The organism is Enterobacter sp. EC_64 (genome assembly GCF_019584165.1).
Taxonomy (GTDB): domain Bacteria; phylum Pseudomonadota; class Gammaproteobacteria; order Enterobacterales; family Enterobacteriaceae; genus Enterobacter; species Enterobacter roggenkampii.
Map to the genome: position 1 here is coordinate 84,637 of NZ_VDAS01000009.1, position 14,226 is coordinate 98,862.

The window sequence follows — 14,226 nt, forward strand, 5'->3', positions numbered from 1 at the left end:
TGACAATGACAGGTTTACCGATCGATGTGGTTAATCAAAAAGTTACAATGTAACGACATTAAATTTACTCTGGGCTGTGCACTCTTTTTTACGTTGATTAATGGGCTGTTTATCCAGCGCAGCTGGGCCATTATTGCCCCTGCGCACCTGCACGACATCCTCTTTGCCGCGTCCGTACCGCTGGTGCTGTTTTGCGGCTGGGTGATTGTCTTTAGCCTGCTGAATATCCCCTATATCCGTAAGCCGCTGCTGATCGTCTTAACGGTCGGATGCGCCGCGGCCACCTACTTTATGTACACCTACGGCGCGGTGATCGATCAGAATATGATTGTGAACGTGTTCGAAACCAACTCTCAGGAAGCGACAGCCCTGGTGACCCCGCAGATGATTCTGTGGATTGTTATCGCAGGCCTCGTTCCCTCCGTGGTGCTGGCGTTGACCCGCATTCGTACCGGGAAATGGTGGTATGCCCTGCTGACGCGCGTCGCCGCGATGCTCGGTGCCCTGCTGGTGATTATCCTGATTGCGGCGCTGTTTTATAAAGATTACGCGTCGCTGTTTCGCAACAACAAAAGCATCGTCAAAATGGTGACCCCGGCCAACTATGTCAGCGCCGTGGTGAAGTACAGCAAAATGCGCTGGTTTGCCGGCGATCAAACGCTGGTGCGGATTGGCGAAGATGCCCATAAAGGACCGTTGATTACCGGCCAGCAAAAGAAAACCGTTCTGGTGCTGGTCGTTGGGGAAGCCTCTCGCGCGGCGAACTACTCCCTGAATGGTTACGATCGTGAAACGAACCCGGAGCTGAAAAAGCAGGATGTGATTAACTTCCCGCAGGCCTCCTCTTGCGGCACCGAAACCGCCGTTTCCGTTCCGTGCATGTTCTCGGGCATGACGCGCAGCAAATACGATGCCGACCTGGCTCACCATCAGGAAGGTCTGCTCGATGTGCTGAAGCATGCGGGGATCAACCTGCTGTGGCGCGACAACGACGGCGGCTGTAAAGGCGCCTGCGATCGCGTACCGCATACCGATATGACGCAGTGGAATCTGGATCAGTTCTGCAAAGACAAATCCTGTATTGATGATGTGAATTTCTACCGTCTGGACAACGTGCTGGATGGTCTGAAGCAGGACACGGTGCTGGTTATCCACCTGATGGGGAGCCACGGTCCGGCATACTATCGCCGTTACCCGGACAATTTCCGGAAATTCACCCCAACCTGTGACACCAATGAAATTCAGGATTGCGACCATCAGGCGCTGATGAATACCTATGACAACACCATCCTGTATACCGACAGCATGGTCAGCAAAACCATTGATGCGCTGAAAGCGCGCCAGGCAAGCATGAACACCGCCCTGATTTATCTCTCGGATCACGGTGAGTCACTGGGTGAAAGCGGCATTTATCTGCACGGTACGCCGTACATGCTGGCACCGGAGCAGCAAACGCACATTCCGTTTATGTTCTGGCTGTCACCGGACTACGCGAAAAACTTTGGCATCAATGAACAGTGTTTACGCGACCACGCTGCAAAAAATGCGGTTTCCCAGGACAATTTGTTCTCGACCGTACTGGGTATGATGGACGTGAAATCAACGGTTTATCAACAGCAGCTGGATATTCTGAACGCATGTCGGCAATAAACTCGCTTGCATTAGACCGAACGGTCTATTAGAGTGCGGCCATGAGCAGAAATACTGAACACGATACCCGCGAACATCTCCTGGCAACCGGCGAGCGTCTTTGCATGCATCGCGGGTTTACCGGTATGGGGTTGAGCGAGTTATTAAAAACCGCTGAGGTACCGAAGGGGTCGTTTTATCACTACTTCCGGTCCAAAGAAGCCTTTGGCGTGGCAATGCTGGAGCGTCATTACGCGGGCTACCACCAGCGTCTGGCGACCCACTTTGCGTCGGGTGAAGGAAACTATCGGGATCGTGTTCTGAACTACTATCAGGAAACGCTGAACCAGTTCTGTCAGCAGGGCATTATCAGCGGATGCCTGACGGTCAAGCTGTCTGCCGAGGTGTGCGATCTTTCCGAAGATATGCGCTCGGCGATGGATAAGGGTGCCCGCGGCGTGATCGCCCTGCTGGCCCAGGCGCTGGAAAAAGGCCGCGACGAAAAAACGCTGGCCTTTACCGGCGACCCCTTAATGCAGTCTCAGGTGCTCTATTCCCTGTGGTTAGGGGCCAACCTGCAGGCAAAAATTTCGCGCAGTGCCTTGCCGCTGGAAAGCGCGCTGGCACATGTGAAAAACAGCATTACTGCGCCTGGCGTATAACGGGCGCTTTTTATTTATCTTATTACTAGTCGACTGGTCTACTCAGGAGTCTTTATGTCAGCTGAAAAACTGTTTACCCCATTGAAAGTGGGTGCCGTCACGGCGCCAAACCGCGTGTTCATGGCTCCGCTGACCCGTCTGCGCAGCATTGAGCCGGGTGACATCCCAACCCCGCTGATGGGCGAATACTACCGTCAACGCGCAAGCTCTGGCCTCATCATCACGGAAGCCACGCAGATCTCTGCTCAGGCGAAGGGTTACGCCGGTGCGCCGGGCCTTCACAGCCCGGAACAGATCGCGGCATGGCAGAAAATCACCGCGGGCGTTCACGCTGAAGAGGGTCGTATTGCAGTTCAGCTGTGGCACACCGGTCGTATCTCACACAGCAGCATCCAGCCTGGCGGTCAGGCACCGGTCTCCGCGTCGGCCCTGAGCGCCAATACCCGTACGTCCCTGCGCGATGAAAACGGCAATGCGATCCGCGTGGATACCTCTATGCCGCGCGCGCTGGAGCTGGACGAAATTCCGGGGATTGTTAACGACTTCCGTCAGGCCGTGGCCAACGCCCGTGAAGCCGGTTTTGACCTGATTGAGCTGCACTCCGCGCATGGCTATCTGCTGCACCAGTTCCTGTCACCGTCGTCAAACCATCGCACCGATCAGTACGGCGGCAGCGTCGAAAACCGCGCCCGTCTGGTGCTGGAAGTGGTGGATGCGGTATGCAAGGAGTGGAGCCCGGACCGTATCGGGATCCGCGTCTCCCCAATCGGGTCTTTCCAGAACGTAGACAACGGCCCGAACGAGGAAGCGGACGCGCTCTATCTGATTGAAGAGCTGGCCAAACGCGGTATTGCCTATCTGCACATGTCCGAGCCTGACTGGGCTGGCGGTAAGCCTTACACTGAAGCCTTCCGCCAGAAAGTGCGCGAGCGCTTCCACGGCGTGATCATCGGTGCAGGCGCCTATACCCCAGAGAAAGCCGAAGACCTGATCGGCAAAGGGCTGATTGATGCCGTCGCGTTTGGCCGCGACTACATCGCCAACCCGGATCTGGTTGCCCGTCTGCAGAAAAAAGCGGCGCTGAACCCGCAGCGTCCGGAAAGCTTTTACGGCGGCGGCGCGGAAGGCTACACCGACTACCCTTCTCTGTAATCTCGCCATTGTTCATTGATAGCGGCGACACTTCGCCGCTATACTAAAACATCGTTTCTGTTCAAAAAGCTTTTTTATTCCATTGGTTAATGAGGAAATTATGCGCCTACTTCACACCATGCTGCGCGTTGGCGACCTGCAACGTTCAATCGATTTCTACACTAACGTCCTGGGCATGAAGCTGCTGCGCACCAGCGAAAACCCGGAATACAAATACTCGCTGGCATTCGTGGGTTACGGCCCGGAAACGGATGAAGCGGTGATCGAGCTGACCTACAACTGGGGCGTTGACAGCTATGAGCTGGGCACGGCCTACGGCCATATCGCGCTGGAAGTGGACAACGCAGCCGACGCGTGCGAACGCATTCGCAAAAATGGCGGTAACGTTACGCGCGAAGCGGGCCCGGTAAAAGGCGGCACCACCGTGATTGCGTTTGTGGAAGATCCGGACGGTTACAAAATCGAGTTGATTGAAGCCAAAGACGCCGGTCGCGGTCTGGGCAATTGATCCCTCAGGGCGCAACGTGCGCCCGTAGTTTTACTGCATCACCCCGCAAAATTTGCCATAATGCGCTCTGCTTTTTCCCCATGTAAGAGACCCTGATGTCCGATAACGCTCAATTTAGCGGTCTGTGCGACCGTTTTCGTGGTTTTTATCCCGTTGTCATTGATGTAGAAACAGCCGGATTTAACGCTAAAACCGATGCGCTGCTCGAAATTGCCGCCATCACGCTGAAGATGGATGAACAGGGCTGGCTTACACCGGACACCACGCTGCATTTCCACGTTGAACCTTTCGAAGGGGCAAACTTACAGCCGGAAGCGCTGGCGTTTAACGGTATCGATCCGCATAACCCGTTGCGCGGTGCCGTCAGTGAATATGATGCGCTGCACGCCATTTTTAAAATGGTGCGCAAAGGCATGAAGGAGAGCAACTGCAGCCGCGCCATTATGGTGGCTCATAACGCCACCTTCGATCACAGCTTTACCATGGCCGCCGCCGAGCGGGCCACGCTCAAGCGCAACCCCTTCCACCCGTTTGTGACCTTCGATACCGCCGCGCTGAGCGGCCTGGCGCTGGGACAAACGGTGTTATCAAAGGCCTGTATTACGGCTGGCATTCCGTTCGATGGCACGCAGGCGCACTCCGCGCTGTATGACACGGAGCGTACCGCAGAGCTGTTCTGTGAGATCGTCAACCGCTGGAAGCGTCTGGGCGGCTGGCCGCTGCCGATGGATGATGAGGCCGAGCGCCAATCGTAGGTCGGGTAAGCGCAGCGCCACCCGACAAAAAAAAAGCGACCACATAGCAGGTCGCTTTTTTATTTCCGCAGAAAGTTACTCTGCGTCCGGCTCTTCCGTTTTGTACTTCGCCGCGGTTTCTTTGATCAGCTGCTGCAGTTCGCCGCGCTGATACATTTCAATCAGGATATCGCAGCCGCCAACCAGTTCACCGTCTACCCACAGCTGTGGGAAGGTCGGCCAGTTCGCGTACTTAGGCAGCTCAGCGCGGATGTCCGGGTTCTGCAGGATATCAACGTAAGCAAAACGCTCACCACAGGCAGACAGCGCCTGAACCGCTTGCGCGGAGAAGCCGCAGCTTGGCAGCTTTGGAGAACCTTTCATATACAGCAGAATCGGGTTTTCAGCGATCTGGCGCTGGATTTTTTCAATAGTGGTGCTCATGTCTTGCTTCCTTTAACTTCTGTTACGGCATTCGTCTGACATTGTAGCGGTTCAGACTGGCATCGGAAAATAACATTTTTGTCACGTATAGACATTCTACTCCGAGTGATGAAAAGTTGCATTGCAAATGGTGTTTACCCCTGCGTCAGTCAGGGTTTTGCTTAGGGAATGGGCAAATGTACGACAGAACGATGAATTTTTTTGCACTTGCTAACGAAACAGGATCGTAGATTGAAAAATGCTATTAACTTTCTGGCTTTTTATGGATTAGAATCGACGGGCTTTGTAAATCACACGCGGGTATTATTGATGACCTGCATTTATCAGGGGACTGCCCAGTGGCGCGGATAACTAAAATCTCGATCACGCTCTGTGCTTTACTGTTTACTTCACTCACCTTCACGCCAGTGGCAAACGCCTCTCAGCAGGCGCGGCATTCTGCTGTACAAAAAAACCATCTGGTGAAAGCCACAGAACGTAAGAAAAAAACCACCGCTAAGAACGACAAGAAAAAGACAACCACACAGACTAAAAAAACCGCTTCCAGCAAGACGAAAACCACCTCTTCCCGCACAGCCCACACCGCCAAAAGTAAAGCTTCGCAAACCGCCGCTAACCTCGTGACTGAAAAATGCATCGCGCGTAAAGGCCATAAGGCGAAATGCACCAAGGTCACCAAAATAGCGGAAGTGCATAAAGTGCGCGTCCAGAAAGCGCAAAAAACTGCAATGAACAAGCTGATGGGGCAGATTGGCAAACCTTATCACTGGGGCGGGACTTCGCCACGTACCGGTTTTGACTGCAGCGGCCTCGTCTATTACGCCTATAAAGATCTGGTCAAGTTCCGCATTCCGCGCACCGCCAACGAGATGTACCACCTGCGCGACGCGTCCCCGGTCAACCGTGGAGAGTTGGAGAACGGCGATCTGGTCTTCTTCCGCACGCAGGGCCGCGGGACGGCTGACCACGTTGGCGTCTATGTCGGCAACGGAAAATTCATCCAGTCACCGCGTAGCGGCCAGGATATTCAGATCACCTCGCTCAGTGAAGACTACTGGGTACGCCATTACGTCGGCGCGCGTCGCGTGATGACGCCGAAAACCATTCGCTAACCCCTACCCTGCCACACCCGTGGCAGGGTAAGTTCCTCTTTTGCATACCCTTTCAATTTGCTATCCTGTCCTTGTTGTCTGTGTGGTTATTGGCAACGCAAAATACAATAAGGAGAGAAGCAATGTCGTTCGAATTACCTGCACTACCGTATGCAAAAGACGCCCTGGCCCCGCACATTTCTGCGGAAACCCTGGAATATCACTACGGCAAGCATCACCAGACGTACGTCACCAACCTCAATAACCTGATCAAGGGCACCGATTTTGAAGGCAAAACGCTGGAAGAGATCGTCCGCAGTTCTGAGGGTGGCGTATTCAACAACGCCGCTCAGGTGTGGAACCACACCTTCTACTGGCACTGCCTGGCGCCAAACGCCGGTGGCGAACCTGTCGGTGAACTGGCTACCGCCATCAACGCCGCCTTTGGCAGCTTCGCGGAATTCAAAGCGAAATTCACCGATGCCGCCATCAAGAACTTCGGTTCAGGCTGGACGTGGCTGGTCAAAGAGGCGGATGGCAAACTGGCTATCGTGTCTACCTCTAACGCAGGCACCCCGCTGACCACCAGCGCGAAGCCGCTGATGACCGTGGACGTATGGGAACACGCTTACTACATCGATTACCGTAACGCGCGCCCTAACTACCTGGAGCACTTCTGGGCACTGGTTAACTGGGACTTTGTGGCGAAGAACTTCACCGCGTAAGAGACACGCAGAAGGGTTCGCCCTTCTGCGTTTTTGGTTTATTCCGCAGCGCAGGCTGCTTCTGGCTGTTTACGACCCGACATCATCACCAGCAGCAGACCGAGCGCGGCAACAATCGCCCCCATCACCGGCACAAAACTGTACCCCAGCCCACCGGAAATCACGGCCCCACCGGCCGCCGCACCGAGCGCATTGCCCAGGTTGAAAGCACCAATATTGACCGAGGATGAGAGGCCCGGCGCTTCATGCGCGACGCGCATCACGCGCATCTGCAGCGGTGGCACCACCGCGAACGTTGCAGCCCCCCAGACGACCATTGCGATCGCGGCACCAAACTCGTTGCGCGCCAGCCACGGAATGGCGATCATGATAACAATCAGCAGGGTTAAGAAGCCCTTCAGCGTTCCGCTCACGGAACGGTCGGCAAATTTCCCGCCGAGATAGTTGCCAATCGAGAAGCCCACGCCAATCAGCACCAGCATCGCGGTAACGAAGAGTGGCGTTGCGTGGGTGATGTCATGCAGCACCGGTGAAATATAGGTATAGAGGGTAAACATCGCCCCTGCCCCCAGCACGGTGGTCAGCAGCGCGGAGAGCACCTGCGGGCGCATCAGCACCGCCAGCTCCTTACGCACTTCCGGACGTTCTCCGGCGCTGCCCTTTGGCAGGGAGAAGAACAAGGCCACCATCGCGACCACGCCCAGTCCAGCCGTCGCCAGGAAGGACATCCGCCAGCCAATGACCTCGCCCAGCCAGGTTGCCGCAGGAACGCCGCCGATGTTAGCGATGGTCAGGCCCATAAACATGGTGGCTACGGCGCTGGCCTGCTTGTGTTTCGGCACCACGCTTGCCGCCACAACCGACCCCAGCCCAAAGAACGCGCCGTGGTTAAGGCTGGTCAGAATACGCGAAAGCATCAACGTGGTGTAGTCCGGCGAAATGGCCGAAAGCACGTTGCCGAGGGTGAAAATCGCCATCAGGAAAATCAGCGCATTGCGGCGCGCGCGGTGTGAAAGGAGAAGCGTCATCAGCGGCGCCCCCACCATCACGCCAATGGCGTAGGCGCTGATTAACATGCCGGCCGCAGGGATCGAGACGTCCACGCCGCGGGCGATAACGGGCAGTAACCCCATCGGGGAAAATTCAGTGGTGCCAATCCCAAAAGCGCCAATCGCCAGGGCCAGCAGGGGAAAATTTATTTTCATGCGTCAACTCCGGATGCCGTGTCATGTGGTGACACAGAACAAAGAAGCGGAAAGCATGACATCAATCACAAAAAATGAGAAGTTAACAAAATGGCAAAAGATTTTTGCCTTAGGAGTAACAATCGAGGTGAGCGGGAGGGAGAAGGCTCTCCCTCCGCGTAAATCAGTGCAGCGCGGCCGTCAGACCCGCAGCGACAATCAGAGCCAGCACAACCACGGTGGTGAACAGCGAAAACTTCAGATCGGAACTCATCAATTTTTCTCCTTTTAATCCCCCCACGAAAAGTGAGCCTGCTCATTTTTGCATAATTTACGTCAAAAATCTTCCTGGATTTAGGCTGATAAACACTTTACCTCTTCCCCTTTTCATCAAGATAGGACAAAATTCCACGCTAAATTTATTAGCGTACCGGCCATTGACCCCCTCCTGACGTCCCGTGTCGTTTTCCCGGCGTGCCGCAATTCAAGATTGCGTGATAAGGGTGAGAGAAGGCAAACGTTTACCTTCAAGTTTTTCAGGAGTTTAGGATATGGTCTGGAGTGACATTTAATGGCAACAATTAAAGACGTAGCAAAACGCGCAAACGTTTCCACTACAACCGTATCACATGTAATTAACAAAACCCGCTTTGTGGCGGAAGAGACGCGCAACGCCGTCTGGGCAGCGATCAAAGAGCTGCACTATTCGCCAAGTGCGGTTGCGCGCAGCCTCAAGGTTAATCACACCAAATCCATTGGATTGCTGGCGACCAGCAGTGAAGCGGCCTATTTTGCCGAGATCATTGAAGCGGTAGAGAAGAACTGCTTCCAGAAAGGCTATACCCTGATTCTGGGCAACGCGTGGAACAGCATAGAAAAACAGCGCGCCTACCTGTCGATGATGGCGCAAAAGCGCGTCGATGGCCTGCTGGTCATGTGTTCCGAGTACCCGGAATCCGTGCTGTCGATGCTGGAAGAGTATCGCCATATCCCCATGGTGGTCATGGACTGGGGTGAAGCGCGCGCGGACTTCACCGACTCCGTTATCGACAACGCCTTCGAAGGCGGTTACATGGCGGGTCGTTACCTGATCGAACGCGGTCACCGCGAGATTGGCGTGATCCCCGGTCCGCTGGAGCGTAACACCGGCGCGGGCCGTCTGGCCGGTTTTATGAAAGCGATGGAAGAAGCGCTCATCACCGTGCCGGAAAACTGGATCGTGCAGGGCGACTTTGAGCCGGAATCAGGCTACCGCGCGATGCAGCAGATCGTTTCCCAGCAGCACCGCCCGACCGCCGTTTTCTGTGGCGGTGACATCATGGCCATGGGCGCACTCTGCGCCGCCGATGAGCTGGGTCTGCGCGTACCGCAGGATATTTCCGTGATCGGGTATGACAACGTGCGTAACGCGCGCTTCTTTACCCCGGCGCTGACAACCATTCACCAGCCAAAAGATTCGCTGGGCGAAACGGCCTTCAATATGCTGCTGGACAGGATCGTCAACAAGCGCGAAGAGTCGCAGTCCATTGAAGTTCACCCGCGCCTGATTGAACGCCGTTCCGTTGCGGACGGTCCGTTCCGCGACTACCGTCGTTAATCCCTTGACGGGGCCAGCTACGCTGGCTCCCGTAACCATTCCCGGTTTAGGGTTTCGCTGTCCCCCAGATAATCCAGCAGCCAGGCCATGGCGGGCGAGACATCATTTTGTTGCCAGGTCAGGCAGCAGGCCGCGTCCGGGAACGGATTCTCCAGCGTCAGTTCAACCCATTCTCCGGTATCGATGCGCGGACGCGCAAAATGAGCGGGCACCATCGCGACGCACAGCCCGGCGCTGAGGCACGTCGCCGATGATTCCCAGTCAGGAGCCACCACCCGCCGCTGGTTGTCCAGAAGCCAGGTGATACGCTTGGGCAATGAACGGGACGTATCCTCCAGCACCAGCGACGGCCAGTTGCGCAGCGTATCGTCGCTCAGCGGACCTTCCATCGCTGCCAGAGGATGATCGCTGGCCACCACGCATTTCCAGCTCAGCATACCCATGTCGCGAAAGGCGTAACGTCCCCCGACCGGGATCGCCTGCGTCGCGCCAATCGCCATCTCCGCCCTGCCGTCCGCCAGCGCATCCCAGACGCCGTTGAACACCTCCTGCGAGACCCGTAGCTCGACGTCAGAGAAATGACGATAGAAATCCACGATCATTTGTCGCGTGCGTTCCGGCTTCACGATGTTATCTACCGCGATGGCGAGATGCCCCCGCCAGCCGTTGGCGATCTGCTGACACTGTTCGCGGGTGATCTGCATTTTTTTGATAACAGAACGCCCTTCTTTCAAAAACCATGCTCCGGCGGGCGTTAATTCCACGTCGCGATGCCGCCGTTCAAACAGCGGAACCGCCAGCCACTCCTCAAGCTGACGCACCGTGTAGCTGATGGCCGAAGGGACGCGGTGCAGCTCCTGCGCTGCACCGCTAAAGCTGCCGTTACGCGCAACAGCATCGACCACTTCAAGAGAATAATCTGACCACATTTTCTGCCTGCAAAAAATTTGAATGCACCCGCCAAATATTAGCGTTTCACAAGCCGCTTTGCACTCCCTACACTCTGCGCCAACGTACACCTGCCTCCTCAGGAGAATAAAAGAATGCAACCCAGGAAAGGATTTTTAGTCTGGCTCGGCGGCTTAAGCGTGCTGGGCTTTTTGGCCACCGACATGTACCTGCCCGCGTTTGCCGCGATGCAGGAAGACCTGCAAACCCCTGCCGCGGCCATCAGCGCCAGCCTGAGCCTGTTCCTTGCCGGTTTTGCTTTCGCCCAGCTGCTCTGGGGACCGCTCTCGGATCGCTTCGGCCGTAAACCGGTACTGCTGCTGGGTCTGGCCATTTTTGCCGTGGGCTGCCTGGGGATGCTGTGGGTGCGCGATGCCACCTGGCTGCTGGTGCTGCGCTTCGTTCAGGCCGTGGGCGTCTGTGCCGCGGCGGTGACCTGGCAGGCGCTGGTGACCGACTACTTCCCGGCTAACCGCACAAACCGTATTTTCGCCACCATTATGCCGCTGGTGGGCCTCTCCCCTGCCCTGGCTCCGCTGCTGGGCAGCTGGATCCTCGCGCACTTTGACTGGCAGGCCATTTTTGCCACGCTGTTTGCCATCACGCTGGTGCTGATGCTGCCGGCGTTTGTCCTTAAGCCCGCGCATAAAAAAGAGGCGCATGCCGACGCGACGCCGATTACCTTCACCTCCCTGCTGAGCGCCAAAGCGTATCGCGGGAATGTCCTGATTTATGCCGCCTGTTCGGCCAGCTTCTTCGCGTGGCTCACCGGCTCGCCGTTTATTCTGCACGATATGGGCTACAGCCCGGCGGCCATCGGTCTGAGCTATGTTCCGCAGACCATCGCGTTCCTGGTGGGCGGGTACGGCTGCCGCGCGGCGCTGCAAAAATGGGAAGGTCAGCAGATGCTGCCATGGCTGCTGGTGCTCTATGCGCTGAGCGTCATCGGTACCTGGGCCGTCGGGTTTATTCCGGGCGCGGGTCTGGCTGAAATTTTGGTCCCCTTCTGCGTGATGGCCGTGGCAAACGGAGCGATCTACCCGATCGTGGTGGCACAGGCATTACGTCCATTCCCGCAGGCGACAGGCCGCGCCGCCGCGCTGCAAAATACCCTGCAGCTGGGTCTGTGCTTCCTCGCAAGTCTGGTGGTCTCAGCACTGATTGCCACGCCGCTGTTGACCACCACCAGCGTGATGCTGTTCACCGTAGCGCTGGCGGTATTGGGTTACCGCATGCAGGCGTCCGCGCAGCGCGAGCAGGATAACGGCGCGCAGGTGGAAACTTCGCATGCCTGATTGCGCCAGAAATCATGTTACATTTCAGTGATTAGGTTGCTAACAATTTTCTATTGAATCACCAAATTTTGAGGCCTATACTAAATTTGGTTCGATTAAATACGATAAATATTAAGTGTTAACGGGAGCCGGAGTGCTCCCGTTTTACCATGGAAGGCATTTCGGCAAGGGTTATCTCCCTTCCTCTGTTCTACGTCGGATACTAGCCTCGCGGTATTTACCGTGAGATTTCTCACAAACCAAAAAAAGCGTCTACGCTGTTTGAAGGTTCTGATCACATCAGGGTGATGGAGAAGCTATGAGTTCATCGTGTATAGAAGAAGTCAGCGTTCCGGACGACAACTGGTCCCGGATCGTCAGTGAACTGTTAGGTCGAGCAGGCATCACTATCAACGGATCTTCGCCATCCGATCCCCAGGTAAAACATCCCGACTTTTTTAAACGCGTGTTGCGGGAAGGATCGTTAGGCCTGGGAGAAAGTTATATGGACGGCTGGTGGGAGTGCGAACGTCTGGATATCTTTTTTGCCAGCGTGTTGCGCGCCGGTCTGGAAAATCAACTCCCCCGCAATCTGAAAGACACCCTGCGTGTCGCCTCTGCCCGACTGTTTAACTTGCAAAGTAAAAAACGCGCCTGGATCGTCGGCAAAGAACATTACGATCTCGGCAACGACCTGTTCAGCCGCATGCTGGACCCTTTCATGCAATATTCCTGCGCCTACTGGAAAGACGCGTCGACGCTTGAAGAAGCACAGCAGTCCAAGCTGCGCCTGATCAGCGAGAAGCTGCAGCTACAGCCCGGCATGCGCGTGCTGGATATCGGCTGCGGCTGGGGCGGGCTGGCGTATTTTATGGCGAAGCACTACGGCGTCAGCGTGGTCGGCGTGACGATCTCAGCGGAACAGCAAAAAATGGCGCGGGAGCGCTGTCAGGGGCTTGACGTGGATATCCGGCTGCAGGACTACCGTGACCTGAACGAGCAGTTCGACCGGATCGTTTCCGTCGGCATGTTCGAGCACGTGGGGCCAAAAAACTACGACACCTACTTTGAGGTGGTGGATCGTAATTTGAAACCGGACGGCCTCTTCCTGCTGCACACCATCGGCTCTAAGCGGACCGACAACAACGTTGACCCGTGGATCAATAAATACATCTTTCCGAATGGTTGTTTACCGTCCGTTCGCCAGATTGCCAACGCCAGTGAATCCCATTTCGTGATGGAAGACTGGCATAACTTTGGCGCGGACTACGACACCACCTTAATGGCATGGCATGAACGTTTCCAGAAAGCCTGGCCCGAGATTGCGGACAACTATTCAGAACGATTTAAACGGATGTTTAGCTATTATCTGAATGCCTGCGCGGGGGCGTTTCGCGCACGGGATATTCAGCTCTGGCAGGTGGTATTCAGCCGGGGGATTGAACACGGACTGCGTGTCGCACGCTAAAAAAATAACCCCGGATAGCCGGGGTTATTTTTTATTCTTCTTCTGCGGTCTTTATTATTGCGGCTTCTTTTGCTGCCAGCACGCGCTCCACCGTATCAACCACAGCCTGGGTTTGCGGATCGATTTCGATATTCACGCGATGCCCCAATTTTTTCGCGCCCAGCGTGGTGCGCTGCAGCGTTTCAGGAATTAAATGCACGCAAAAACGCGTTGGCGTCACTTCTCCCACCGTCAGGCTAATCCCGTCAATGCCAATAAATCCTTTATAGAGGATGTATTTCATTAATGACGGGTCCTGCATTTTAAACCAGATTTGACGGTTATTTTCCGAGGTCACGATTTTCGCCACTTCGGCAGTGGTCATGATGTGCCCGGACATCAAATGGCCGCCAATCTCATCGCTGAACTTCGCCGCGCGCTCAACGTTGACGGTATCGCCTACCACCAGCTCGCCCAGGTTAGTGATCCGCAGCGTCTCTTTCATTAAATCAAAGCTAATCTGGTTGCCGTTAATTTCGGTCACGGTCAGGCAGCAGCCGTTATGGGCAATCGAGGCGCCGGTTTCGATGCCCTCAAGCATATATTCCGGCAGCTCAACAACATGAGTACGGAAATTAGGTTTTTCATCAATGGACACCACTTTGGCAGTGCCCTGCACAATACCAGTAAACATGCTTACAACTCCTGTTTTTTCCGAACGGTGATGACACCGTTTAATCCCTCCACAATAACAGTTGGAAAAACAGGTTGCCAGCGGAGCGCATTTTCTGGCGATTTTTTCACTAGATAAATAGCTAAAGCCCGCTACAA

15 protein-coding genes are annotated in these 14,226 nt (G+C 55.4%); 10 read left to right on the plus strand and 5 right to left on the minus strand.

Annotation, left to right across the window (positions count from 1 at the left end; all coding sequences use genetic code 11):
• Positions 1-24 precede the first annotated feature (24 nt).
• The 5 genes from eptA (at position 25) to rnt (ending at position 4,706) form a co-directional block, all read left to right on the plus strand.
• Complete coding sequence (eptA, locus tag FHC52_RS09400; protein ID WP_039266197.1) at positions 25-1,650, plus strand: phosphoethanolamine transferase EptA; 1,626 nt, start codon at positions 25-27, stop codon at positions 1,648-1,650.
• 41 nt (positions 1,651-1,691) lie between these two features.
• Positions 1,692-2,291: a TetR/AcrR family transcriptional regulator gene (locus FHC52_RS09405; RefSeq protein ID WP_021241130.1), complete on the plus strand. Its 600-nt coding sequence runs from the start codon at positions 1,692-1,694 to the stop codon at positions 2,289-2,291.
• Between the two features lie 54 nt (positions 2,292-2,345).
• Entirely contained in the window at positions 2,346-3,443 is a 1,098-nt protein-coding gene (locus FHC52_RS09410; RefSeq protein WP_008500590.1) for an alkene reductase, read from the plus strand.
• Between the two features lie 100 nt (positions 3,444-3,543).
• Positions 3,544-3,951 carry a lactoylglutathione lyase gene (gene gloA, locus FHC52_RS09415; RefSeq protein ID WP_008500591.1) on the plus strand — a complete coding sequence of 136 codons (408 nt, stop codon included), beginning with the start codon at positions 3,544-3,546 and terminating at the stop codon, positions 3,949-3,951.
• A 95-nt stretch (positions 3,952-4,046) separates the two neighbouring features.
• Positions 4,047-4,706, plus strand: a complete 660-nt coding sequence (rnt, locus tag FHC52_RS09420; protein WP_126288058.1) for a ribonuclease T — start codon at positions 4,047-4,049, stop codon at positions 4,704-4,706.
• Between the two features lie 75 nt (positions 4,707-4,781).
• Here the strand turns inward: rnt and grxD are convergent, their stop codons facing one another.
• On the minus strand, positions 4,782-5,129 hold the full coding sequence (grxD, locus tag FHC52_RS09425; protein ID WP_003832760.1) for a monothiol glutaredoxin 4: 348 nt from the start codon (positions 5,127-5,129) through the stop codon (positions 4,782-4,784).
• Positions 5,130-5,467: 338 nt separating this feature from the next.
• Here grxD and FHC52_RS09430 point away from each other — a divergent pair, with 338 nt between their 5' ends.
• Together FHC52_RS09430 and sodB are read left to right on the plus strand one after the other, a co-directional pair.
• On the plus strand, positions 5,468-6,241 hold the full coding sequence (locus FHC52_RS09430) for a C40 family peptidase (protein WP_023343969.1): 774 nt from the start codon (positions 5,468-5,470) through the stop codon (positions 6,239-6,241).
• A 122-nt stretch (positions 6,242-6,363) separates the two neighbouring features.
• Positions 6,364-6,945, plus strand: a complete 582-nt coding sequence (sodB, locus tag FHC52_RS09435) for a superoxide dismutase [Fe] (protein WP_063436416.1) — start codon at positions 6,364-6,366, stop codon at positions 6,943-6,945.
• A 38-nt stretch (positions 6,946-6,983) separates the two neighbouring features.
• Here the strand turns inward: sodB and FHC52_RS09440 are convergent, their stop codons facing one another.
• Positions 6,984-8,150 (minus strand): MFS transporter, encoded by a 1,167-nt coding sequence (locus FHC52_RS09440; protein WP_063618002.1) that lies wholly within the window; start codon positions 8,148-8,150, stop codon positions 6,984-6,986.
• 163 nt (positions 8,151-8,313) lie between these two features.
• On the minus strand, positions 8,314-8,403 hold the full coding sequence (locus tag FHC52_RS09445; protein ID WP_008500596.1) for a YnhF family membrane protein: 90 nt from the start codon (positions 8,401-8,403) through the stop codon (positions 8,314-8,316).
• A 297-nt stretch (positions 8,404-8,700) separates the two neighbouring features.
• On the opposite strand from FHC52_RS09445, the gene purR reads away from it, so the two are divergent.
• Complete coding sequence (gene purR / locus FHC52_RS09450; RefSeq protein WP_014883552.1) at positions 8,701-9,726, plus strand: HTH-type transcriptional repressor PurR; 1,026 nt, start codon at positions 8,701-8,703, stop codon at positions 9,724-9,726.
• 17 nt (positions 9,727-9,743) lie between these two features.
• On the opposite strand, the gene punR is transcribed toward purR, so the two are convergent.
• Positions 9,744-10,655, minus strand: coding sequence for a DNA-binding transcriptional activator PunR (punR, locus tag FHC52_RS09455; RefSeq protein ID WP_008500598.1), 912 nt, complete (start codon positions 10,653-10,655; stop codon positions 9,744-9,746).
• 114 nt (positions 10,656-10,769) lie between these two features.
• On the opposite strand from punR, the gene punC reads away from it, so the two are divergent.
• Both punC and cfa read left to right on the plus strand, forming a co-directional pair.
• The gene (punC, locus tag FHC52_RS09460; protein WP_220420051.1) at positions 10,770-11,969 is read left to right on the plus strand and encodes a purine nucleoside transporter PunC; all 1,200 of its coding nucleotides are present in this window, start codon (positions 10,770-10,772) and stop codon (positions 11,967-11,969) included.
• A 298-nt stretch (positions 11,970-12,267) separates the two neighbouring features.
• Positions 12,268-13,416, plus strand: a complete 1,149-nt coding sequence (gene cfa, locus FHC52_RS09465; RefSeq protein ID WP_126288056.1) for a cyclopropane fatty acyl phospholipid synthase — start codon at positions 12,268-12,270, stop codon at positions 13,414-13,416.
• A 31-nt stretch (positions 13,417-13,447) separates the two neighbouring features.
• Here cfa and FHC52_RS09470 read toward each other — a convergent pair whose 3' ends face one another.
• Positions 13,448-14,089 carry a riboflavin synthase gene (locus FHC52_RS09470; protein ID WP_008500602.1) on the minus strand — a complete coding sequence of 214 codons (642 nt, stop codon included), beginning with the start codon at positions 14,087-14,089 and terminating at the stop codon, positions 13,448-13,450.
• Positions 14,090-14,226: the final 137 nt, after the last annotated feature.